This is a genomic window from Dactylosporangium sp. NPDC050588, assembly GCF_040654975.1.
Taxonomy (GTDB): Bacteria; Actinomycetota; Actinomycetes; order Mycobacteriales; family Micromonosporaceae; genus Dactylosporangium; species Dactylosporangium maewongense.
The window spans coordinates 13,764-36,472 of the sequence record NZ_JBFAJA010000033.1 but is presented as its reverse complement, the minus strand read 5'-3'; the positions used below and the strand labels follow the sequence as shown (position 1 = coordinate 36,472).

Below are 22,709 nucleotides of genomic sequence, written 5' to 3'. Positions count from 1 at the left end.
TCCGCCCGCCGTGCCCGGTCCGCGAGCGAATTGCCGCCTGCCGCTCAGTAGGTGCGGTGGTGGCACCAGGAGCGGGCGGCGCGGGTGTTGAGCAGGATCAGGAACAAGGCCGGGAAGGCGGCGCTGACGATCGTCGACATGGTGAGCAGCGACGTGGAGTAGGCCTGCCACGCGACCGAGGCGAGGCTGAGGACGTTGAGCACGGTGAGCAGGATCCGGGCCCAGTTGCGGCCGCGCTGGACCTTGCGGCCGAGGATGATGGCGATCAGGCCGACCCCGGCGAAGACGGCGACGACGACCGCGACGGCCGACGTGACGGACGCGTCGTAGGTGCCGAGGCGACCGCCGAGCTGCTTGGTCATCTCCGAGGCGGCCAGGGCGAAGAGCGCGGCGATCCCCAGCATGAGGAGGCCGCCGAGGTACTGGAAGATCGCGACGACGTGCAGCGAGGCGGGTGCGGTGGTGCGCATCGCGTACGCCTGCTGCGGCGGGTATGCGTAAGCCATACCGAGGAGCATGGCCCGGCGCCGCCGCGGGCGACTCGCACGTTCATGCCACTTCAGTCCGGTGGGCCCCGGCGGATGTACGGCAGCACGGCCCCGTCGTCGGCGCGGACCACGCGGCGGTCGCCGAGCGGCCTGGACAGCGTCAGCGAGTCCCAGGCCGTCTGACCGTCGGAGCCGAGGCCGGCGCAGGCCCCGCCGGAGCGCGGCGTCCTGCTGACGACGTCACCGACGCGGACCTCGGTCGACGTCTCCGCGGCGGCGATGGTGAACTGGCCGGAGCACCAGCCGTCGTGCGGCCAGTCGAAGCGGATCATGATGGTGTCGGGGTCGCCGCCCTGGCCGAGGTCCGAGTACGCGGTCGGCCGGTGCCGCGTCTGCGCCGGCCCGGCGGAGCCGCCGTAGAAGAGCGCGGTCACGACCAGGCCCGCGAAGGCCAGCAGGACGATCCACCAGTGCCGCACGCGCCGATGGTACGGTCGCGGCGCGCTACGTGAGGGCCCGCAGCGCGGCGGCGATCTGGGCGACGGCGACCGCCGCGTCCTTCGTCAGCGCCAGCTTCCTCGGGAAGTTGTGGAAGGTTCCCTGGTAGCGGGTGGCGATGACCGGCACGCCCGCGGACGCGAGGAAGGCGGCGTACCGCTCGGCCTCGTCGCGCAGGATGTCGAGCTCGGCGGTGACGACGACCGCCGGCGGCAGGCCGGCCGGGTCGGCGAGGAACGGGTCGAGGTCCGGCTGGTGCCGGTCCACGCCCGGCGGGCAGAACAGGTCCCAGAACTCGGCCATCTCCTGCGGCCACAGCCCGTCGTTGCCGAGATCCGGGTAGTCCATGGCGGGGCTCAGCGCCGGGCAGATCAGCACCTGCGCCAGCAGCCCCCGGCCGGCGTCGCGTTCCCGGCGGGCGGTGACCGCCGCGAGCAGCCCGCCGGCGGAGTCACCGGCGACCGCGACGGCCGTGGGGTCCAGTCCGTGCTGCCGCCCGTACACCCGCAGCCAACCGCACACAGTGTCGATGTCCTCGAACGCGGCCGGGAACGGCGACTCGGGCGCCCGCCGGTAGTCCACGGCGAGCACCGCCCAGCCGGTCTCGGCGGCGAGGAGCCGGCACAGCCCGTCGTGCGTGGTGAGGTCGCCGAGGACCCAGCCACCGCCGTGCGCGTAGACGATCACCGGCGGCTCCGCCGCGGCACCGTCCTGGTAGAGCCGGACGGGCACCCCGTCCGCGTCGAGGTCCCGCACGGTCCGGACGGCCCGGCCGGGCCCGACCTGCTCGCCGACCGCGTCGACCATCACCTGCCGCTGCGCCACATGATCCACCGCAGCAGTATGCCGCAGCGCCGCACATCCTGAGCCTGTGCGCCCAGCGGTCGTGCAGCTCGAAGCCGGCGACCTGCCGGCGACCTGCTGGCGACCTGCCGGCGACCTGCCGGCGACCTGCCGACGATCTCAGGCGGGCGCGGTCCGGGCCGATGCGCCGGAGCGGGCGGATGCGTTACTGTGCCGCGCCATGACGCGTGCGCGGTCCCGGCTGGGCATCGACTTCGGCACGTCCACGACGATCGCGGTGCTGCAACGGGCCGACGGGCGCGTCCAGCAGCTGCTCTTCGACGGCTCGCCGCTGCTGTCCTCCGCCGTGCTGCTCGGGCCCGACGGGCGCCTGCACACCGGGCGCGACGCGGCCCACCTGTCGCACAGCTTCCCGGAGCGGCTCGAGCCCAACCCGAAGCGCCGCATCACGGACACCGCCGTCCTGCTCGGCGACGCGGAGGTCGGCGTCCGGGACCTGGTCGCCGCGGTCCTGCGGCGGGTCGCGGCCGAAGCGGCCCGGGTCGCCGGCCCCGTGCACGACGTCACGCTCACCCATCCCGCCGACTGGGGCGCGGGCCGCCGGGCGCTGCTCACCGACGCGGCGCTGCTCGCCGGGTTCGACCCCGGCGGGTGCGGCTGGTGCCCGAGCCCGTGGCCGCCGCGACCTTCCTCGCGCAGGCGCAGGAGGTGCCCGTGGGTGCCGTCGTCATGGTGTACGACCTGGGCGCCGGCACCTGTGACGCCACGCTGCTGCGCCGCCGGGCGGACGGGTTCGAGCCGTTCGCGTCCGCGGGCCTCAACGACCTCGGCGGCCTCGACGTGGACGCGGCGGTCGTCGGGTTCCTGCAGGCGACGTACGGCACCCTCTGGACCGACGCGGCGACCCGGCGCCGGCTGTGGGACCAGGTGCGGGCCGCGAAGGAGATGCTGTCGCGCGCCAGCGGCACCGTGATCATGGTGCCGGCGCTCGGACGGGAGGTGCCACTCGGGCGGGAGCAGCTGGAAGGCCTGATGCGGCCGGTGCTGCGGCCGAGCGTGGCGATGGTGCGGTCGCTGCTCGCCGAGGACGGGCTGCGGCCTTCCGACCTCGCCGGGCTGTTCCTCGTCGGCGGCTCCAGCCGGATTCCCCTGGTGGCGACGATGCTGCACGAGGCGCTCGGGATCGCGCCGGTCGGCGCCGAGCAGCCCGAGCTGGTGGTGGCCGAGGGCGCGCTGACCGTCTCACTCCCGGCCCCTGCCACGGCGGCCACGGCCGCCGGCGCCCCCACCCCGGAACCCCGCAGCGACGTCGGTGCGGCCGCCGGCAGCGCCTCGTGCAACGCCGTCCGGCTGCACGACAACGGGGTCGTGCGTGCCACCTTCGTCGCCGAGGTCCGGATCACCCCGGAGGACTCGACCGCCGCGTACGACTACAAGCAGCGCATCGCGGGCGACGCCGACCTCAACCTGCAACCGGTCCAGCTGACGGGCCTCGGCGAGGAGGCCGTCATCTTCGAGATGCGCGGCTCCAGCGCGCAGGCGAAGACGATGCTGACCCTGCGCATCGGTGTCCGCGACGGCAACCTGGTCTGGCAGCTGCGGATCTCCGTCGACCGTCAGGACAAGGCCGGCTGGACGGCCGCGCAGAAGCAGGACCTCCGCGACCGTCTCGTCACCGTCACCCGGGCGGCGCTGCCGAAGGTCACGGCTGCGGTGCGTTGACGATCTGGATGTCGTCGACGTAGCCGCGGAACGTGCCGGTGGCGCCGGGCTGGTCGTAGCCGATGCGGATCTGGTCGACGGTGCCGCCCGCCAGCCCGGCGAGGCTGACCTGCACCAGGTTCCACTGGTTGACCACCAGGCGCCGGCCCTCGCCCTGGAACTGCGGGTGCGCCCTGACCCCGGACTGGTCCACGGCGCCCGAGTCGCGCAGCGACCGCCCGTCGGTGAGCGCGAGGTCGAGCGCCACGAAGGTGCCGTTGAGGGACTGCGGATAGATCCAGTAGGTGAGCGTCGTGCCCGCGGTCAGCGGCAGGTGCACGTCGAAGACCCGGTTGTAGGAGTACGACCCGGCCGCGCTGGTGTCGGTGCCGGAGTACATGAGCGCGTAGGTGCCGCCGTGCGCGGCCTCCGCCCGGCGGCCCGACTCCATCGACGTGAGGCCGCAGCAGTACCCTGTGACGTTGCGCGCCGCCTGCACCGTATCGGTCCACGTGAGCGGCGGCGCGGCGGCCCCGAAATCGGTCTTGAACAGCGGCCACGGCCGGCCGGCGCCGAGCACCGGCTGGAGCGCGGAGAACCACACGTCGGCGAGCTTGGCGTAGCCGCCGTCGGTCGGGTGGATCCGGTCGGGGCCGATGTCGGCCAGGGTCAGGTTGGCGTGGAAGTCGGCCAGGCGGACCTTCTTGCCCGCCGCGGCCTTGGCCTGGACGATGCCCGGGATCTGGCCGTTGTACGCGCGGACCCTCGCCTCCACCGCCGCGTCCGGGTTCGGCACGAGCGTCGAGACGACGACCGTCGCGGTCGGGGCGGCCCGCAGGATCTGATCGACCAGGGCGCTCAGGCGCGCCGGCGCGTTGGGCAGGTCGTAGCTCTGCAGCATGTCGTTGGTGCCGACGTTGAGCAGCACGACGTCGGGCCGGGCCGCCGCGATCCAGGCGTCGGCGCCGGCCGCGACCTGGTCGACGCGGAACCCGGGATGCCCCTCGTTGTCGTTGTCCGCGGCGGTGCCGGAGCGCTGCGAGCCGACCATGTCGAGCGCGACCCCGGCGTCGTCGGCGAGGTGCCGGCGCAGCGCCTCCCGGTAGCCGTTGCCGTCGGTGGAGCTGGTGCCCCACGTGATCGACGCACCCAGCGGCATGATCCGGGCGGGCGTCGCCGCCTGGGACGCGGCCGCGGGGACCACGGCGCACGCCGCGGCGGCCAGCACCATCGTCAGGGCACGGACGGACGCACGCACGGCAGCTCCTCGATCGACCGGGATGTTGCCGTACAGCTAAGAGCATCGATACGAGTTGTGTCAACGATGTCAGATCACCGGGAGCGCCCCGCCGCGCGTCGGCGTCAGCGCAGCCAGGCGCGGATGCCGTCGAAGACGGCCGGGCCGTAGTCGCCGGTGACACTCTCGGCGAGGTCGGCGATGGTGACCGCCCGCAGCGCCTCCCGCCAGGCGTGCTCGGCGGCGGCCATCGCCCGGCTGATCGCGCACGGCGCCGTGCACATCTCCGCCGGGGTCGCGAGGGGCCCCCGCTGGCGGATCTCCGTGCACACGAACGCGGGCTGCGGCCCGTCCACCGCCACCACCACGTCCAGCACGGTGATCTCGCCCGCCGGGCGGGTGAGCCGGTAGCCGCCGGCGTGCCCCTGCACCGAGTGGATCAGGCCGGCCCGGGACAGGCTCTGCAGCTGTTTGGCCAGATAGCTGCCGGAGACGTCGTGCAGCTCGGCGAGCCGCCCCGCCGGCACGGGCGCGGGCGCCGCGGTGAGCACCACGCAGCAGTGCAGCGCCCACTCGACCCCGCCCGACATCTTCACCCCGCCATCCTACTTGACTCGGACACTCCATGTCCGGGTATGGTGGTGACATCATCCCGGACAAGATTTGTCCGAGTTGGATCTGTGGAGGAGACCCTCATGAAGTTCGTCATCATCGGCGGCACGGGCCTGATCGGCGGCAAGCTCACCCACCTGCTGCGCACCGCCGGCCACGAGGTCGTCCCGGCCTCCCCGGCCACCGGCGTCAACACCGTCACCGGCGAGGGCCTGCCGGAGGTCCTGGCCGGCGCCCAGGTCGTGGTCGACGTGTCGAACTCGCCGTCGTTCGAGGACGCGGCGGTCCTCGAGTTCTTCCGCACCTCGGCCCGCAACCTCCTCGCCGCCGCCCGCACCGCCGGCGTCTCCCACGTCGTCGCCCTGTCGGTAGTCGGCGCCGACCGCCTGCCCGACAGCGGATACCTGCGGGCCAAGGTCGCCCAGGAGGCCGCGATCACCGGGTCCGGCCTGCCGTTCACGATCCTGCGGGCCACCCAGTTCTTCGAGTTCACGCAGGCGATCGCCCAGTCCGCAGTCGTCGACGGCGCCATCCACCTCCCGCCGGCGCTCTACCAGCCGGTCGCCGCCGACGACGTCGCCGCCACCCTCGCCGACGTCGCGCAGGCCGCCCCGGTCGGCGGGATCGTCGAGCTCGGCGGCCCGGAGCCGGTGCGCATGGACGAGCACGTCCGCCGCTTCCTCGCCGCCCAGGAAGGCGCCGAGCCGGTCCAGGAGGTGACGACCGACCCGCACGCCCGCTACTTCGGCACCGAGCTCGACGACACGTCCCTGACCCCCGGCCCGGCCGCCCGCCTCGGCGCCATCCACTTCGTCGACTGGCTCGGCAAGCCCTGACCGCACATTCATCACTCACGGTGACCGGGGCACCGAAACGCGTGATGATTGGCTACCGTGGATGGGTGACTACCGCGCCGAGCACGCCGATGTTCACGCAGGACTTCTGGGACGACCCGCATCCGGTGTACGCCGCGATGCGGGAGCAGGCGCCGGTGCACCGGCTGCAGCTGCCGACCGGCATGGAGATGTGGCTGGTCACCAGGTATGCCGACGCAAGGTCGGCGCTCGGCGACCCGCGGCTGTCGAAGCGGGTCGGCGCGACCGCCAACGCCGCGGCCCTCGCCCGGGAGGTCAGTGCCCCGCTGACCAGACACCTGCTGGCGAACGACCCGCCGGACCACACCCGGCTGCGGCGGCTCGTCGCGAAGGCGTTCACCGCACGGCGGGTCGAGCAGCTGCGCGGCCGGATCGAGGAGCTCAGCGCCGCCCTGATCGCCGGCATGGCCGAACGGGAGCGCGGCGACGTCATCGACGACTACGCCGTGCAGCTGCCGATCCAGGTCATCTGTGAGCTGCTCGGCATCCCGCAGGAGGACCAGACGGAGTTCCGGCGCTGGACCGGTGTCCTGGTGGCCGGGTCCGTGGAGCGGTCCGGCGTGCCGGAGGCCGCCGCGAGCTTCCTCGCCTACCTGCGGACCCTGATCGCGACGAAGCGCGCCGAGCCGGCCGACGACCTGCTCAGCGCGCTCATCGCGACCACCGACGAGGGCGACCGCCTCGACGAGGACGAGCTCACGTCGATGGTGTTCCTGCTGCTGATCGCCGGGCACGAGACCACGGTCAACCTGATCGGCAACGGCATGTGGACCCTGCTGACCCGCCCGGAGGAGCACCGGCGCCTCCTCGCCGACCCGGCGCTGATCCCGCGGGCCGTCGAGGAGTTCCTGCGCCTGGAGTCACCGGTGGAGACGGCGACGTTCCGGGTGGCGATGGAGCCCGTCACGTACGGCGGCATCACCATCCCGGCGGGCGCCGTCGTCGCCATCTCACTGCTCAGCGCGGACCGCGACCCGGACCGCTTCCCCGACCCGGCCACCGTCGACCTGGACCGCCCCGACAACCAGCACCTGGCCTTCGGCCACGGCATCCACTACTGCCTCGGCGCTCCCCTGGCCCGGCTGGAGGCGCAGATCGCCTTCCGCGACCTCCTCGCCGCGTTCCCGGCGATGCGCCTGGCCGTCCACGCCTCGGAGCTCATCTGGCGCCCCGGCGTCCTCATCCACGGCACCACGACCCTGCCGGTCCACCTCGGCTGAACACCAAGGCGCCCAGCCACCGCGGCTGAACACCAAGGCGCCCAGCCACCGCGGCTGAACACCAAGGCGCCCAGCCACCGCGGCTGAACACCAAGGCGCCCGGCCGCCTCGGCTGAACACCGAAGTGGCCGGGCACGAAATGCCCGGCCACCGGTTGCGCACAAGTTGCTAGGGCAGGACCCAGCGCTGGTTCGCGCCGGCGAAGCAGTCCCAGATCTGCAGGCGGGTGCCGTCGGTAGACACGTTGCCGGTCACGTCGAGGCACCTGCCGGAGACGGGGTTGCGCAGCGTGCCGTCGGACTGCGACTGCCAGACCTGGGCGCCCGTGCCGTTGCAGTCCCAGAGCTGGATCTTCGTGCCGTTGGCGGTGCCGGCGCTGGTGACGTCCATGCACTTGCCGAGGGCCCGCAGCGTGCCGTCACCCGCGACGGTCCAGTTCTGCGCGTTGGTGCCGTTGCAGGTGTACAGCTGGACCGCGGTGCCGTTGGCGGAGGAGGCGGCGGCGACGTCGACGCACTTGCCGGCGATCCCGGTGATGCGGCCGGTGCGGCCACCCGGGTTCGTCGTCGGGCCGCCGGTCGGCTGGGTGCCGCCGGTGGCCGTGGTGTAGATCGCGCTGACCAGCGAGGTGCTGGTGTTGGTGTCCTGGGACAGCTCCCAGTTCATGATGCCGCCGGCGTTGGCCATGGCCCACGTGGTCTTGCGCTTGATCGTCGGGATGCCGTTGTAGCACTCCTGGACGCCGTTGATCGTGGTGCAGTCCCGGTTGGCGTTCGCCGGGTCGCGGGCCACGAGGTCGCTGTACGTGTAGTAGCCGGGCCGCGAGTAGAACGGCACGCCGAGGACCGCCTTCGAGGCCGGCAGGCCGCGGCCCTTCCAGAAGTTCACGGCCGCGATCGACCAGTCGTAGTTCGCGTGCGGGCTGCCGCCGTCGTAGGCCATGATGTTGAGCCAGTCGACGTAGCCGAACACGGCCGGCTGCACGCCGTTGGCGGTGCCGCCCTCGGACACGACGGCGGCGGTGAGAAGCTTGCCGCGGCTGTGCATGGCGGTGCTCAGCTGCGACATGAGCGCGGTGTAGTTGTTGCCGGAGGTGCCCGGGTCGGGGTACTCCCAGTCGATGTCGACGCCGTCGAGGTTGTACTGGTTGACCAGGTTCACGATGTTGTTGACGAACGCGGTCCGGGCGGTCGCGTTGCCGGCCATGCCCTCGAAACCGGAGTCGTTGCCGTCGTTCCAGCCGCCGACGGCGATGGAGACCTTGACGCCCGCGGCGTGGCCGAGCGACACGATCGACTGCAGCTTCGACGGGTTGTCGAGGCCCTGGAGGCTGCCGTTGCTGTTGGGCAGCACGAACGCGTAGTTGATGTGGGTCAGCTTGCTGTACTGGATGCTGTTGGCGCTGCCGGCCCACGACGGCATGTAGCCGACGCTCTTGAACCCGTTGGGCAGCGTGGCGGCATCGGCGGCACCCTGGTTGACCAGGGCGAAGACGCCACCCGCAGCAGCGGTGGCGATGGCGAGCGCACCGGCGGCGAAGGCCGACCGGCGGGCCCGGTGGCGTCCGGGGCGGGCGGCCCCGGATTCCGGGGAGGAGGACGAGGAGGACAACGGGTGCTCCTTCGGATGGTCGGCCGGCGGCGAACGGGCAGGGTGGGATACCCGCAACCACTGAAGGAGGTGCCACCGGCGCGATGACAGGTGGCTGAAACGATAGGAAAGTTAACTGTCGGATGTCAATCAAAGTCGCGAAGAAAGTCGGTACCAGCGGGTATTCATCCGCTGAAATGTGTCAACCCGACCACTGAGAGCAACGCCAGCTTCTCCGCGGCGTCGGTGCCCGGCTGCGGCGTCAGCACCAGCAGCTTCTGCCCCAGGTCCGGCGTCACCAGCGTCTCGCAGTCCATGTGGATGACCCCGACCTGCCGGTTGACCAACCGCTTGCGGTCGGAGCGGCGGACCGCGACCTCGTGCTCGCCCCACAGCGCCGCGAACTGCGGGCTCGCCGCGAGCAGCCGGTGCACCAGCCCGTCGACGTCCGAGTCGCCGTGCCGCCGGGCGGCGGTCGCCCGCAGGTCCGCCACCGTGACCCGGCTGTGGTGCTCGGCGTCCTCCCGCGGGTACACCTGCCGCCACTCCGGATCGGTGAACCATCGCCACGCGTGGAAGCGCCGGTCGCCGCGGAAGCTGGTCTGGTCGCCGAACAGCAGCGTCGCCATCCGGTTCTGCGCCAGGGTCTCCCCCAGGTCGCTCACCACCGTCGCGGGCGTGTCACCGAGCAGGTCGAGCATCCGCAGCAGGCCCGCCCGCGCGTGCGTGGCCCCGCCCGGCGACCGCGGCGGCTGCTGCCCGGCCAGGTGGAACAGGTGGTCCCGCTCGTCTTCGGTCAGCCGCAGCGCCCTGGCCAGGGCCGACAGCATCTGCGCCGACGGCTGCGCGCTGCGGCCCTGCTCCAGGCGCACCACGTAGTCGGTGGACATGCCGGCGAGCAGGGCGACCTCCTCGCGGCGCAGCCCGGCGGTGCGCCTTCGCGGCCCCTCCGCGAGCCCGACGTCCGCCGGGCGGATCGCTTCGCGCCGGCGGCGCAGGAAGTCGGCGAGGTCGTCACGCTGCATGCCTTCATCGTCGCCGCTCGCGGGGCCGCGCAGCCAGGGACCGCCGCTCCTACGAAAAGCGCTCCGCTGTGTGTCGCCCTCCATCCGGGGCAGTGTCGAGGCATGGAGCACAACATGAACGGCCCCGTGATCGGGCTGGGCGCGATGGGCATGTCGGGCATGTACGGCCCGGCGGACCGCGCCGAGAGCATCGCCACCATCCACGCCGCGATCGACGCCGGCGTGACCCTGATCGACACCGGCGACTTCTACGGGATGGGCCACAACGAGCTGCTCATCCGCGACGCGCTGCGCCCCGGCGACCGCGACAAGGTCCGGCTCAGCGTCAAGTTCGGCGCGCTGCGCGGCCCCGACAACGCGTGGGGCGGCATGGACACCCGCCCCGCCGCGGTCCGCAACTTCCTCGCGTACACCCTGGTCCGCCTCGGCGTCGACCACATCGACGTCTACCGCCCCGCCCGCCTCGACCCCGCGGTGCCGATCGAGGAGACCATCGGCGCCATCGCGGACCTGGTCAAGGAGGGGTACGTCCGGGAGATCGGCCTCTCGGAGGTCGGCGCCGACGTCATCCGCCGCGCGCACGCCGTGCACCCGATCGCGGACCTGCAGATCGAGTACTCGCTGCTGTCCCGCGGCGTGGAGGACGAGGTGCTGCCGGTGCTGCGCGAGCTGGGCATCGGCATGACCGCCTACGGGGTGCTGTCCCGGGGCCTGCTGTCCGGCCACTGGCGCGCCGACCGCCCGCTCGCGGCGGGGGACTTCCGGGCGCACGGCCCGCGCTTCGCACCCGAGAACGTGGGCCACAACCTGGCCCTGGTCGAGGCGCTGCGGTCCGTCGCGGCCGCGAAGGGCGTCACGGTCGCACAGCTGGCGATCGGCTGGGTCGCCGCGCAGGGCGCCGACATCGTGCCGCTGGTCGGCGCGCGGACCCGCGAGCGGCTCGCCGAGGCCCTGGTTCCGGTCCCGCTCACCGCCGCGGATCTCGCGGCGATCGAGGCCGCCGTGCCGGCGGACTCGGCCCACGGCTCGCGCTACCCGGCGCCGATGATGGCCCACCTGGGCACCGACCGATAGCTGACCGACGATGCGTGACTGACCGTTCGCCCTGTGTACATCTGTCGATCCCATCCTTACCGTCAAAGGTAAGCCTGACGGGTGGGAGGCGAAGGTGGTGGGTGGGGCCCGGGGCGCGGCGGTCATGGCGGTGACGGTCGCGCTGGTGGGGGTGCTGGGGGCGTGCGGCGGCGCTCCACCGGGTCCCGGCCCCGCCACCACTCCCGCGTCCCCCGCTCCCGCCACCCCGGTTTCCTCCGCGCCCACCGCCCGGGCCACGGCGGCACCGACGACGGACCGCCCGACTTCGACCTCGACGAAGACGCCGTCGGTGAAGCGGACCACCACGGCGGCCCGGCCGTCGCTCACCGAGAGCCAGCTGAAGAAGGCGCTGATCGCCGCCGACGACATCGGGCCGGGCTGGAAGACCATGAGCGGCGGCGGCAGCGGGGTCTGGCCGTGCGACGAGGAGCCGGACACCACCGCCGACGCGACCGCGGTCCGCAAGTTCGACCACCCCGGCAGCCCGGAGACGCAGGCGTCGGTGTCGCTGGCCGCGTATGAGGACTCCGACGCGGCCGCCGACTTCCTCGACGAGCTCCGCGACAACATCGGCGACTGCGAGGACGAGCCGGTCGACCTCGGCGGTGGGATCGAGCTGTCCTTCAAGGAGATCGAGCTGCTGCGGTCCAACGGCAACACCACCGACTCGGAGGTGCTGTCGGTCGCGATCCGGCAGGAGCAGGACGGCCGCTTCGCCGCCGACGGCGTCATCATCTTCATCCGCATCGAGGACGTGGTGGGCTCGGCGCAGGTGATCGCCCCGGCGCGGCGCAGCACGGCGATGGACCAGGTCGCGATCCAGATCGCCCGGCTGCAGCTGGAGCGGGCGGCCGACAAGCTGGGACGGTCGGCATGACCACGCCGCCTGTGCTGACCGATCCGCCGCCGGGTCCGGAGCCCGACCCCACGCCTTCTCCTGCGCCTTCGCCTGTACCCGTACCGTCGCCTTCGCCCGTACCCGCGCCTTCGCCTGTACCCGTACCTTCGCCTTCGCCCGTACCCGCGCCTTCGCCCGTACCCGCGCCTTCGCCCGTACCCGCGCCTTCGCCCGTACCCGCGCCTTCGCCCGTACCCGCGCCTTCGCCGTCGCCTTCGCCCGTACCCGCGCCTTCGCCCGCGCCTTCGCCTGTACCGTCGCCGGAGCCCGAGCCTTCGCCGGATCCGGAGCCGACGCCCGATCCCGGCCCGGAGCCGGCGCCGCGGGACGAGGCGCGCTCGGTGTGGCCGCGCACCGAGAAGATCCTCACGATCGGCTCGGCCGTCGTCGCCGTGCTGGCCGTGGTCGTCTCCCTGTGGGCGGCGAACGCCGGCAACAACCGCGTCGACCAGGGCCGGGCGGACGACCTGCGGGCCAGGCTGCGCGACGACATCACGAAGCTCGGCGAGCTGGACAGCACCCTGCGCGGCGACGCCGGTGACCGGCAGGCGGCGTCGCTGCAGCTCGGCGTCCACGCGATCGACGCCTGGGAGCTCATCAAGGAGCTCGGCCCGCAGCACGTCTCGCCGGTCGACCTGGCGCTCACGGCGCAGGCCCTGGCGGCGTCCGGGATCATCGCCGACGCACGGACAGCGATCGACCTGGCGCTGGGCCGGCCCGCGCCCGAGGACGTGCGGGTCATCCTGCTGACCAGCGCGGTGTCCGTACACCACCAGACGGGCGATCTCAGACAGCTGCGCGAGGAGTCGCAGGAGCTGGTCACCATCTACACGGCACGGCTCGCGCGGCAGCGGACCGAGGGCAACGCCTACGCCAACCTCGGCGAGGTCTACATCGCGCGCGTCCGCTACGTGTGGGGCTCGTCGGAGGCGTCCTACCGCAACTGCGACCTCGCCCGGGCGCAGATCGACGAGGCCGACCGCCTCGCCGGGGGCGTCGACCCGCCGGTGGCCGGCATCGAGGACTTCCGCCGCTCGGCGGGGCAGCTGCTGAAGGCGAACTGCCCGGCGTAGCGGTTGGACGGATTCCGGCGTCCGGTGCTCTCCCTGAAGGAGGGAGGATCGGATGATCGATACGACGCACGAACTCGGGGTGGCACCCCCGGACTTCGCCGAGTTCTACCGGCGGGACGCGCCGGGGGTGCAGCGGTTCATGTGCGCGTTCGCCGGTCGGGAGCTCGGTGTCGAGGCGACCGCGGAGAGCTTCGCCAGGATGCTGGAGCGCTGGCCGCAGCTGCGGCGGCTCGCCGACGCGCAACGACGCGCGTACGCGCTGACGACCGCGAAGAACTACGTGCGCCGGGTGGCGGTGCTCGACGCCCGGTTCGAGCTGCTCGACGACCAGCACGACGTCGGACGGGCCGACAGTGACCTGGACCGGGTCACGGACAGCACGGGGCTGGTGCAGGCGGTGCGGCGCGTGATCGACGCGCAGCCGGCCCGCCGCCGGCAGGTGGCGCTGCTGTTCTTCCTGCACGACGACACCACGGCGGACATCGCGCGGCTGCTCGACATGAGCGAGTCGACGGTCCGCAGCCACGTGTCGGCGTTGCGCAAGCTCCTTCAACCGTACGTGCAGCGGTTCCAGCAGTTCACGGAGGCGAGCGGCGATGCCTGACCAGACCGACCCGACCAGAGAACTGATCCGGCGCGCGTACGCCGATCTCTCGTACAGTGGCGACGACAACGACGTCGAGGGTGACCTCGCGGACGTGGTCCGGCGCGCCGGCCGCCCCCGCGTGCAGGACGACACCGCCGACGTGATCACGCTGGCGCCCCGCCGGTCGCGGCGCCGGTTCGCGGCCGTGGCCACGTTCGCGGCGGCGGTCGTCACGATCCTCGGCGTCTACGCGGCGTCTGCGGGAGTGCGGCCCGGGCAGGACGCCGGCGCGCCGACGCCGATCGGCAGCCTCACGGCGACCCCCGGTGCCACCGAGGAGCCGGCGGGCACACCGACACCGGCCGGGACCGTGCCGCCGGCCGGCACGACACCGCCCGTGTCGGTGCCGTCCGTCCCCCGCGTGCTGCCGTCCTCGTGCGCGTCGTCGTGGGTGATGGAGCTGGCCGGCACCACGTTCAAGGTCACGGAGGCGCGGGGCAGCTGCCCGGCCCTGTCCCTGGACCGGATCTGGCTGCTGGACGCGCGGAGCGGCAACGGGCGGGTCGCCCCCGGCGACGCCGTCCTCTGGTCGATCGTGCCGGTGGACGGCGGCAAGGGGCCGGTGCAGCCGCCCTTCACGTTCCGCCCGGGCGCCTGGCCCGGCCCGGTGGTCGGCCACACCTACGAGGTGATCTACGTGTCCCAGGATCTGGCGCCCCAGCTGAAGCCCGGCGACGACGCCGCCGCCGCCTACGAGACCGCGCTCAGCATCTCCAGGACCGTGATCGCATAAGGTCCGGACGCCCGGTGCCGAACTGGTCATCGTGGGTCCCAACGTACGCCGGTGGACCCGCCTGCTGCTTCCTGCGGCGGGCGGGCTCGCCGGTCTCGCGGTCGCGTTCCTGGTGATGCAGCTGATCACCACCGGGGCGTTCGAACGGCTCGAGGCACGCCAGGTCGCCCAGGACGCCGACCGGATCCGGATCGGGCTGAACTCGCAGGCGGCGCTGCTCACCGCGTTCGGCGCCACGAACGCCGTGTGGGACAACGCCTACCACGACGTCGGCGACAGCGACAAGGCCGGCTTCGCCGCCGACTTCCCGCCCGAGGCGCAGAGCTCGGCCAACGACATCGACGGCATGTTCGGCATCGGCGTCGACGGCACGCTGCGGGTCGGCGGCATGACCACCGACCAGCCGACGCACGGGACCCCGCCGCCGCAGCTGCGCGACCCGGCGGTGCTCAAGCAGCTGTTCGACCCGTCCGCCGCGCCCGGCGTGTCGCGGTGCGGCGTGGTGTCGGCGGACGCGCCGTACCTCTTCTGCGGCGTCGGCACGTTCCTGAGCAGCGGCGAGGGCGCCCCGTCCGGTGGCATGATCATGCTCAAGCGCCTCGACGACGCCCGGGTGGCGCGCCTCGCCAAGGCCCTCGACCTGCCGCTGCGGCTCGCCCCGCGGGCCCGGCCCGGCGCCGACCCGCAGCCGGCGCTGCACAGCGAGCTCGGCGACCTGCGCATCACCACCAAGGTCCTCGGCGCCGACCACATCGCGGTCGACGCCGTCATCGACTCCGTGAACGGCGACAGCATCGTGCTGGAGGTCGTCGGGGCCCGGCCGATCCACGCCGCGGCGAGCGCGACCGCGGTGAAGCTGTTCGCGTTCGTCGCGGTCGCGACCGTGCTGCTCGTGATCGGGATGCTGTGGGGGGTACGGGCGGCGCTGCGCCGACGGGTTGGGCCGCTGCGGCGCACGACCGAGCAGATCATCGCCTCCGGCGACCACCAGCTGCGGATCAACCCGACCGGCACCGACGACATCGCCGTCCTCGGCAGGGCCGTCGACGCCATGCTCGACTCGCTGCAGGAGCAGGAGCGCAGCCTGGCGGAGGAGCGCGCGACGAAGGAGGCGCAGCTGCTGACGACGAACGTGCGGCAGCAGCTGGCCGAGCAGACCGTCCGCCGCCGCGCCGGCGAGGTCATCGACGAGACCAGCGCGTCGGCGCTCGCCGAGCTGCGCACCGTGATGAGCGACGCCGCCGACGTGCTCACCGCCGCCGACGCGATCGAGCAGCAGGCGACCACCGCGGACCGGGTCACCCGCACCGTCGTGAACCGCGCCGCGGACGCCGACGCCGTGATCCAAGCCGTCACGACCAGCCTCGGCCGGGTCGACGGGATCGCGAACCTGATCGCGGGCGTCGCCGGCCAGACGAACCTCCTCGCCCTCAACGCCACCATCGAGGCGGCCCGCGCCGGCGAGGCGGGCCGCGGCTTCAGCGTCGTGGCGGGCGAGGTGAAGAACCTGGCGACGAAGACGAAGGAGTCGACGGGCGACATCACCAGCACCGTCGAGGCCCTCGGCGCCGACGCGGCCGCCATGGCCGGCGTGATCACCGACATGAGCCAGGGTGTCAACGCCGTCGGCGGCGCCACCGCCGAGCTCACCGCGGTCGCCGCCCGCCAGCGCGCGTCGGTCGAGCAGCTCGTGGGCGCGGTGCGCACCGCGATCTCCCGCATCGAGAGCCTGGCGCAGGTCACCGACCGCCTGGAGCGCCGCCGCCACAACCGCGCCGCCGTCGAGGGCACCGTCCTGCTCGGCCACGGCACCATGCAGGCCGAGGCGGACCTGCTGGACCTGAGCGTCTCCGGGCTGCGCTGCGCGGCGAAGTCCGGCTGGCGGCCGCCGCTGGAGTCCGTGGTCGATCTGACCCTGACGCTCGGCACCGAACGGCTCCGCCTGCAGGGCCGCGCGGTGCGGCACCTGGACACCGACACTGCGGGCGAGGTCGGCATCGAGTTCGTGAAACCGCCACCGCAGACCGTCGCCACGATCGCCCGCTACATCACCACGTTGCTCGGCGAGGAGTGACCCCGGCGGCGGGCACTCCGCTTGAACCGACCGTACATCATGCCTGCAAATCGCCCTCACACACAGCGATCCGCCGCGACCCATCGTAGTACCACGCAGGTCAGCGACACGAATCCGAGCTGCCGCCCCCGGCCTGCGTACTGGCGCACCGGCCGGGAGCCGTTCGGTGAGCCGCTCCTGCACCGCCGCCGGGGGGCGCTGCTGCACCTCGGTGAGCCGTTCCTGCACCGCTGCGGGGGCCACCGCTGCCGGGGGCTACGACCGGTCGGCGATGACCAGCTACGGCGCCTCGCTGCCCGCACCCGCCCCGCCCGATCGCCGCACCCGCCCCGCTGCCCGCACCCGCCCCGCTGCCCGCACCCGCCGCACCCGATCGCCGCACCCGCCCCGCCCGATCGGCAGGGCGCGCACGGCATCCGGTGCGCGCAACGAGGCTGGCAGGGCGCGCGGTGCCCCGGTGCGCGTCGTGGACTCTGGGGTGAGGCGCGTCCGGGCACGGTTTCCGCGGCGGTCGGTAGGGGGCGCTATGGGCGTGGCGGGAGGCTCGCGTCGTACATCGGCGGCAAACGATTCACGGGGAAGGCTGGTCGTCCGGGAGGGCGGCGAGGATGGCGGCGCGGGTGGGGCGGCGGTCGATCTCCATGAAGCGGCCGGGGCCGGCGACCGGTTCGAAGCCTGAGCGGCGGTAGACCTCGTGGGCGTCCCGGGTGGCGAGCAGGAAGCGTTGCAGGCCGGCGGCGGACAGGTCCTCGACGATGCTGTCGACGAGCCACTGGCCGAGACCGCGGCCGCGGTGGGCGGTGTCGACGAACACGTCGCAGATCCACGCGAAGGTGGCGCCGTCCGTGACGGTCCTGGCGAAGGCGACCTGGGTGTCGTCGTGCCAGACGCTGTACGGCAGCGAGCCGGCGATCGAGCGGGCGATGACGTCGCGCTCGCGGCCGAGGGCCCAGTAGGACTCCTCCGACAGCCACTGGTGCACGCGGCCGATGTCGACGCGGGTGGCGTCGCCGGTCAGGACGTAGCCCTGGCGGGTCCGGTCGGTCACGCCCTGGCGGGTGCGGTCGGTCACGGGGTGGCCTCCGATCGCAGCCAGTGCAGCGCGGTGTGGGCGTGGCGCATGACGGTGATGTGGCCTTCCGACGCGACAATGCGCACGGTGGCAGCCGGAGCACCCGAGGCGGCCGGGGCACCAGGGGCACCCGGAGCGGCCGGGGCGGCCGGAGCGCCTGGCAGGGCGGCGGCGAGGCGGGTCGCGTGGACGCTGGGCACCATCCGGTCGGCGGCGCCGTGCATGAGCAGGACCGGGGCGGTGACGGCGGCGAGCGGGAAGCCCCACGGCCGCACGTACGCCAGGTCGTCGTCGACGAGCGGCGCCGGGCCGTGCGCCACGCCGGCCGCCACGACCTGCTGGAACCAGGACCAGTCGGTGTCCAGCGCGGTCCAGTCGGCGGGGTTGAAGCCGATGTCGGCGCCGTCGCCGGGGCGGGCCGCGTGCGCCTCCTTGGCGGCGCGGCCGTCGAGGGCGGCCCGCAGCGACGCGACGCCCCCGTCGGCCATGCCGTCGAAGTAGTCCGAGTCCGCCGTGTACGGGCTGAGCGCCGCGATACTCACGACGGCGGTGACCCGGTCGGGCAGCAGTGCCGCGCAGGCGAGCGCGTGCGGGCCGCCGCCGGAGTGCCCCATGACCGCGAACCGCGAGACCCCGAGCGCGTCGGCGACCGCGGCGGCGTCACCGGCGGCGGAGGCGACGCTGCGGTCGGGCCGCGGGGTGGATCCGCCGTAGCCGGGCCGGTCGTAGGCGATCCAGCGGATGCCGAGCGGCTCGGACACGTCGAACAGCGGCGACGGCGGCGCCCCGGTGTTGGGTGTGCCGTGGTGCCACAGGACCACGAGGTCGCCCTTGCCGGTGTCGTACGCGTGCAGTGTGCGCCCGTCGTCGAGCCGGATGTCGATCTCTTCCCCCATGGGCACCGACCCTAGCCGTCCATTCCGACCCGCGGCGAACGGGTTGCGGGAAGGCATACCGGGTATGCATACTCCGTATCCATGTCCATCAAGTACGGTCTGCTGGCGCTGCTGCAGCGCGGCACGATGTACGGCTACCAGCTGCGGACCTCGTTCGAGGAGTCCACCGGCGGGACGTGGCCGCTGAACATCGGACAGGTGTACACGACCCTGTCGCGGCTGGAACGCGACGAGCTCGTCCGGTCGCTGCCGGAGCACGACGGGGGGCAGCGGCCGTACGAGATCACCGACGCCGGGCGCGCCGAGCTCGCCGCGTGGTTCGCCACCCCGATCGGCCGCGGCGACCGGCCCCGCGACGAGCTGGCGATCAAGCTGGCGCTCGCGCTGACCACGCCGGGCGTCGACGTGCCCGGCATCATCCAGAAGCAGCGGACCGCCACGGTGCGGATGCTGCAGGAGTACACGCGGATGAAGCAGCGCGCGAGCGGCCCGGCCGACCTGTCGTGGCGGCTCGTCCTCGAGTCGATGATCTTCCAGGCGGAGGCCGAGGTCCGGTGGCTGGACCACTGCGAGGCCAGCCTCGCCCGGCACGCACCCCTTCCCACGCCGGCCCCGCAGGCGGCACCCGTTCCGGAGAAGGAGACGGAGAAGACGACATGAGCGTGTTGGAGCTTCGGGACGTGCACCGCACCCACGGGCACGGGGAGGCCACGGTCCACGCGGTCCGCGGCGTGTCCCTGACGGTCCGGCCGGGTGAGCTGATCGCGGTGATGGGGCCGTCCGGGTCGGGCAAGTCGACGCTGCTCAACCTCGCCGGCGGGCTCGACTCGCCGACCCGGGGTGAGGTCGCCGTCGAGGGGACCGTCCTGGGCGGGCTCGGCCGCAAGGCCCTGGCCGCGCTGCGCCGGCGCCGGATCGGCTACGTGTTCCAGGACCTCAACCTGCTGCCGAGCCTCACCGCGGCGGAGAACATCTCGCTGCCGCTGGAGCTGGACGGCGCCGGGGTCCGGCGGGCCCGGCGGGCCGCGTTGACGTCCCTGGCGGAGGTGGAGCTCGAGGGGTACGCCCAACGCTTCCCCGACGAGATGTCCGGCGGGCAGCAGCAGCGGGTCGCGATCGCCCGGGCGCTCGTCGGCGAGCGGCGGCTCATCCTCGCCGACGAGCCCACCGGCGCGCTCGACTCGACCACCGGCGAGGCGGTGCTGCGGCTGCTGCGCGCGAAGGTCGACGCCGGCGCCGCCGGGGTGCTCGTCACCCACGAGGCCCGGCACGCGGCCTGGGCCGACCGGGTGGTGTTCCTGCGCGACGGGGTCGTCGTCGACACCTCCGGCCCCCTCGCGGAGCCGGAGCAGCTGCTGGACGGGGCGGCGTCGTGAGCGGCCAGGCTGACTCACGCGGACGCCGGAGCGCAGTGGAGGTGGCGTCGTGAGCGGCCAGCGAAGCGTCTCGGTCGGCTCAGGCCGGCGCCGGAGCGCAGCGGAGGTGGCGGCGTGAGCGGGTGGTTGGTGTCGTTGCGGATCGCCCGGCGGGAGGCGCGCCGGGCGAAGGGGCGCACCGCGCTCGTGCTGTCGCTGATCCTGCTGCCGGTCCTGGGGCTGTCGTTCGCCGCCGTCACCTACGACATGTTCACCCTCACCCCGGCCGAGCAGCTGGACCGGGAACTGGGCCGGTTCGACGCGTCGGTGTACTGGCCGTACGCGGGCACGATCACGCAGGACGTCCAGGGCTACGGCATGATGGGCGCGGGCGACGGTGGTCCGTCGAACCCGACCGCCGAGGGGCTGCTGGCGCTGCTGCCCGCCGGGTCCCGCCTCGTCCGGATCGACGAGCGCGAGGTGCACCTGACCGGCTCGACCGGTGAGCAGAAGCTGCGGGGGCACCAGCTCGACCTCGCCGACGCCTCGTACGGCGGCAAGGTGTCGGTCCTGCGCGGCGCGCCGCCCGCCACGAGCGCCGAGATCGCCCTGAACGCGGCCGCCATGGAGCTGCTCGGCGTGCGGCTCGGCGGGACCGTGCGGCTGCGGGACCGGGGCGACGTCAGGGTCGCCGCCGAGATCGAGTTCCCCGACAACCTCACCCCGCTCGCCGTGCTGCCGGCCGGCACCCTGCCCGTGGAGGCGCCGGCCGGCAGCACCATGTGGCTCCTCGACGCGCCCGGCCCGGTCACCTGGGAGCAGGTGAAGGCGCTGAACCAGCACGGGATCGTGGTGCGGTCCAGGGCCGTCGTGCTCGACCCGCCGCCGGGCGCGCCGTCGTGGAACACCAGCGACGGCGAGGTGTTCCGGCTCGGCATCCTCGTCTTCGGCCTCGGCGTCCTGGAGGTCGTGCTGCTCGCCGGGCCGGCGTTCGCGGTCGGCGCCCGCCGCCGGCGGCGCGAGCTGGCGCTCGTCGCCGCGAACGGCGGCACGCCGGCGCAGCTGCGCCGCATCGTGCTCGCCGACGGGGTGCTCCTCGGCGTCGTCGCCGGGGTGGCCGGCACGGCCGTCGCGATCGTCGCGGCGTTCGCGCTGCGGGGCGTGTTCGAGGAGCACGTCTCCCACGCCCGGGCCGGCGGCTACCGGGTCTTCCCGCTGGCGCTGCTCGGCATCGCCGCGCTCGCGTTCGTCGCCGGGGTCGGCGCGGCGCTCGTCCCGGCGTTCACGGCCGCCCGCACCGACGTGGTCGCCGCCCTCGCCGGCCGGCGCAACCGGACCGGGCCCGGCCGCCGCTGGCTGGTCGTCGGGGCGTGCACCATCGCCGCCGGGGCGGGCGTCGCCGGGTATGGGGTCGCCGCGATCGACTCGACCGTCGTCATGGCCGGCCTCGTCCTCGCCGAGCTGGGCCTGGTCGTGTGCACGCCGTCGCTGGTCGGGCTGCTCGCCCGGCTGGGGCGGCGGCTGCCGCTGGCGCCCCGCATCGCGGTGCGGGACCTGGCCCGCAACCGGTCCTCGACCGCGCCCGCGATCTCCGCGGTCATGGCCGCCGTGCTCGGCGCGGTCACCATCGGCGTGATCTTCGCCAGCGACGTGCAGCGGCAGCTCGACATGCAGGTCAAGGCGCTGCCCGACGGGTACGCGGACATCACCCGCGGGTGGGGCAACCACGGCGAACGGGCGGAGCCGCTGCCGACGCCGCGGCTGGTCGAGGCGGCGACCGCGACGCTGCCGGTCACCCGGACCGTCGAGCTGCGGGGGCCTGGGTGCGCCCCGCCGGCCACGGCCGACGCCTCGTGCTGGATCACCCCGGTCAAGCCGGCGCACCGGCGCTGCCCGTACCGGCAGGGTGAGACGACCAAGGAGCAGGAGCGCAAGGCGGCCCGCGACCCGCGCTGCCGCCAGGACTCGTACATGATGAGCGGCGGCGGCAACGCGACCACGATCGTCGACGACGGCTCGACGGTGGGCGTGGTCTCCGCCGCGACCGGTGACGACCTCGCCCGGGCCGAGGCGACCCTGCGCGCCGGCGGCGTCGTCGTCGCCGACCCCGACCTGGTCGAGGACGGCAAGGTCATCCTGGCCGTGCCCAGCAAGGACGACCCCGACGGGGACCGGCACACCGTCACCGTCCCCGGCTACGTCAGCACGACCGCCGTCTCCCGGATCTTCGTCGCGATCTCGCCGGAGGCCGTCGCCAAGGCCGGGCTGGCCGTGGAGGTCAAGGGCATCGTCGTGGCCACCAGCCGGATGCCGACCCGGGCCGAGATGGGCGCGTTCAACGCCGCCGCCGAGGCCCTCGGCAACAACTACCACGGGTCGGTGGCTGCGCCGTACAAGCCGGACTCCACGGTCACCCTGGTCGTCCTCGCGATCGTCGCGGGCGTCATCGCGCTCGGCGCGGCGGGCATCGCCACCGGCCTGGCGGCCGTTGACAGCCGCCCGGACCTCGCCACGCTCGGCGCCGTCGGGGCCTCACCGGGGGTCCGCCGCCGGTTGACGCTGAGCCAGGCCGGGGTGATTGCCGGGGTGGGCTCACTGTTGGGGGCCGTGGCCGGGTTCGGCGCCGGGTGGGCGGTGCTCGCCGCGCTCAACCGCAAGGCGCTGACCGAGTGGCCGAGCGAAGCGCTGTTTCCGCTGGTGGTGCCCTGGTTGAACGTGGTCGTGGCGGTGCTGGTCGTCCCGCTGGTCGCGATGGTGAGCACCGGCCTGCTCACCAGGGCCCGGCTGCCGATCGAACGGAGGGTCTGATCTCCTGGA

At 73.6% G+C, this 22,709-nt stretch carries 22 protein-coding genes; 12 read left to right on the top strand and 10 right to left on the bottom strand.

What is annotated here, in order from left to right:
• Positions 1-44: 44 nt before the first annotated feature.
• The 4 genes from AB0I21_RS23520 to AB0I21_RS23505 form a co-directional block, all read right to left on the bottom strand.
• Positions 45-506, bottom strand: coding sequence for a hypothetical protein (locus AB0I21_RS23520; protein ID WP_360564141.1), 462 nt, complete (start codon positions 504-506; stop codon positions 45-47).
• A gap of 53 nt (positions 507-559) precedes the next feature.
• Complete coding sequence (locus AB0I21_RS23515) at positions 560-967, bottom strand: hypothetical protein (RefSeq protein ID WP_360564139.1); 408 nt, start codon at positions 965-967, stop codon at positions 560-562.
• Positions 968-992: 25 nt separating this feature from the next.
• On the bottom strand, positions 993-1,820 hold the full coding sequence (locus AB0I21_RS23510) for an alpha/beta hydrolase (protein ID WP_360564137.1): 828 nt from the start codon (positions 1,818-1,820) through the stop codon (positions 993-995).
• Between the two features lie 175 nt (positions 1,821-1,995).
• Entirely contained in the window at positions 1,996-2,367 is a 372-nt protein-coding gene (locus tag AB0I21_RS23505; protein ID WP_360564135.1) for a hypothetical protein, read from the bottom strand.
• Positions 2,368-2,450: 83 nt separating this feature from the next.
• Between AB0I21_RS23505 and AB0I21_RS23500 the strand changes: the two genes are divergently transcribed.
• Positions 2,451-3,512 (top strand): Hsp70 family protein, encoded by a 1,062-nt coding sequence (locus AB0I21_RS23500; RefSeq protein ID WP_360564133.1) that lies wholly within the window; start codon positions 2,451-2,453, stop codon positions 3,510-3,512.
• Here the strand turns inward: AB0I21_RS23500 and AB0I21_RS23495 are convergent.
• Positions 3,493-4,749 (bottom strand): SGNH/GDSL hydrolase family protein, encoded by a 1,257-nt coding sequence (locus AB0I21_RS23495; RefSeq protein ID WP_360564131.1) that lies wholly within the window; start codon positions 4,747-4,749, stop codon positions 3,493-3,495. The two genes, AB0I21_RS23500 and AB0I21_RS23495, sit on opposite strands and share 20 nt — an antisense overlap.
• Positions 4,750-4,853: 104 nt before the next feature.
• Positions 4,854-5,318 carry an Rrf2 family transcriptional regulator gene (locus AB0I21_RS23490; RefSeq protein ID WP_360564246.1) on the bottom strand — a complete coding sequence of 155 codons (465 nt, stop codon included), beginning with the start codon at positions 5,316-5,318 and terminating at the stop codon, positions 4,854-4,856.
• A gap of 105 nt (positions 5,319-5,423) precedes the next feature.
• Between AB0I21_RS23490 and AB0I21_RS23485 the strand changes: the two genes are divergently transcribed.
• Both AB0I21_RS23485 and AB0I21_RS23480 read left to right on the top strand, forming a co-directional pair.
• The gene (locus AB0I21_RS23485; RefSeq protein ID WP_360564129.1) at positions 5,424-6,176 is read left to right on the top strand and encodes an NAD(P)H-binding protein; all 753 of its coding nucleotides are present in this window, start codon (positions 5,424-5,426) and stop codon (positions 6,174-6,176) included.
• A gap of 65 nt (positions 6,177-6,241) precedes the next feature.
• Complete coding sequence (locus tag AB0I21_RS23480; RefSeq protein ID WP_360564127.1) at positions 6,242-7,435, top strand: cytochrome P450; 1,194 nt, start codon at positions 6,242-6,244, stop codon at positions 7,433-7,435.
• Between the two features lie 168 nt (positions 7,436-7,603).
• Here the strand turns inward: AB0I21_RS23480 and AB0I21_RS23475 are convergent, their stop codons facing one another.
• Together AB0I21_RS23475 and AB0I21_RS23470 are read right to left on the bottom strand one after the other, a co-directional pair.
• Positions 7,604-9,046, bottom strand: a complete 1,443-nt coding sequence (locus AB0I21_RS23475; RefSeq protein WP_360564125.1) for a glycosyl hydrolase family 18 protein — start codon at positions 9,044-9,046, stop codon at positions 7,604-7,606.
• A gap of 164 nt (positions 9,047-9,210) precedes the next feature.
• Positions 9,211-10,050: a helix-turn-helix transcriptional regulator gene (locus tag AB0I21_RS23470; RefSeq protein ID WP_360564123.1), complete on the bottom strand. Its 840-nt coding sequence runs from the start codon at positions 10,048-10,050 to the stop codon at positions 9,211-9,213.
• Positions 10,051-10,164: 114 nt separating this feature from the next.
• Here AB0I21_RS23470 and AB0I21_RS23465 point away from each other — a divergent pair, with 114 nt between their 5' ends.
• The 6 genes from AB0I21_RS23465 to AB0I21_RS23440 all read left to right on the top strand — a co-directional run bounded on the left by AB0I21_RS23465 (position 10,165) and on the right by AB0I21_RS23440 (position 16,569).
• Positions 10,165-11,124, top strand: a complete 960-nt coding sequence (locus AB0I21_RS23465) for an aldo/keto reductase (RefSeq protein ID WP_360564122.1) — start codon at positions 10,165-10,167, stop codon at positions 11,122-11,124.
• A 94-nt stretch (positions 11,125-11,218) separates the two neighbouring features.
• Positions 11,219-12,022: a hypothetical protein gene (locus AB0I21_RS23460; protein WP_360564121.1), complete on the top strand. Its 804-nt coding sequence runs from the start codon at positions 11,219-11,221 to the stop codon at positions 12,020-12,022.
• A gap of 362 nt (positions 12,023-12,384) precedes the next feature.
• Positions 12,385-13,116 carry a hypothetical protein gene (locus AB0I21_RS23455; protein WP_360564119.1) on the top strand — a complete coding sequence of 244 codons (732 nt, stop codon included), beginning with the start codon at positions 12,385-12,387 and terminating at the stop codon, positions 13,114-13,116.
• 52 nt (positions 13,117-13,168) lie between these two features.
• On the top strand, positions 13,169-13,720 hold the full coding sequence (locus AB0I21_RS23450) for a sigma-70 family RNA polymerase sigma factor (RefSeq protein WP_360564118.1): 552 nt from the start codon (positions 13,169-13,171) through the stop codon (positions 13,718-13,720).
• Complete coding sequence (locus tag AB0I21_RS23445) at positions 13,713-14,495, top strand: hypothetical protein (protein WP_360564116.1); 783 nt, start codon at positions 13,713-13,715, stop codon at positions 14,493-14,495. The genes AB0I21_RS23450 and AB0I21_RS23445 overlap by 8 nt, the downstream gene beginning before the upstream one ends.
• A gap of 31 nt (positions 14,496-14,526) precedes the next feature.
• A complete protein-coding gene (locus tag AB0I21_RS23440; protein WP_360564114.1) occupies positions 14,527-16,569 on the top strand; it encodes a methyl-accepting chemotaxis protein in 2,043 nt (680 codons plus the stop codon).
• 571 nt (positions 16,570-17,140) lie between these two features.
• Here AB0I21_RS23440 and AB0I21_RS23435 read toward each other — a convergent pair.
• Both AB0I21_RS23435 and AB0I21_RS23430 read right to left on the bottom strand, forming a co-directional pair.
• Positions 17,141-17,641 (bottom strand): GNAT family N-acetyltransferase, encoded by a 501-nt coding sequence (locus AB0I21_RS23435; protein ID WP_360564113.1) that lies wholly within the window; start codon positions 17,639-17,641, stop codon positions 17,141-17,143.
• Positions 17,638-18,537 carry an alpha/beta hydrolase gene (locus tag AB0I21_RS23430; protein ID WP_360564112.1) on the bottom strand — a complete coding sequence of 300 codons (900 nt, stop codon included), beginning with the start codon at positions 18,535-18,537 and terminating at the stop codon, positions 17,638-17,640. Before AB0I21_RS23430 ends, AB0I21_RS23435 begins: the two co-directional genes overlap by 4 nt.
• A gap of 81 nt (positions 18,538-18,618) precedes the next feature.
• Here AB0I21_RS23430 and AB0I21_RS23425 point away from each other — a divergent pair, with 81 nt between their 5' ends.
• The 3 genes from AB0I21_RS23425 (at position 18,619) to AB0I21_RS23415 (ending at position 22,700) form a co-directional block, all read left to right on the top strand.
• On the top strand, positions 18,619-19,197 hold the full coding sequence (locus AB0I21_RS23425; RefSeq protein WP_360564110.1) for a PadR family transcriptional regulator: 579 nt from the start codon (positions 18,619-18,621) through the stop codon (positions 19,195-19,197).
• The gene (locus AB0I21_RS23420) at positions 19,194-19,913 is read left to right on the top strand and encodes an ABC transporter ATP-binding protein (protein ID WP_360564108.1); all 720 of its coding nucleotides are present in this window, start codon (positions 19,194-19,196) and stop codon (positions 19,911-19,913) included. The genes AB0I21_RS23425 and AB0I21_RS23420 overlap by 4 nt, the downstream gene beginning before the upstream one ends.
• Positions 19,914-20,027: 114 nt before the next feature.
• A complete protein-coding gene (locus AB0I21_RS23415; protein WP_360564107.1) occupies positions 20,028-22,700 on the top strand; it encodes an FtsX-like permease family protein in 2,673 nt (890 codons plus the stop codon).
• Positions 22,701-22,709 lie beyond the last annotated feature (9 nt).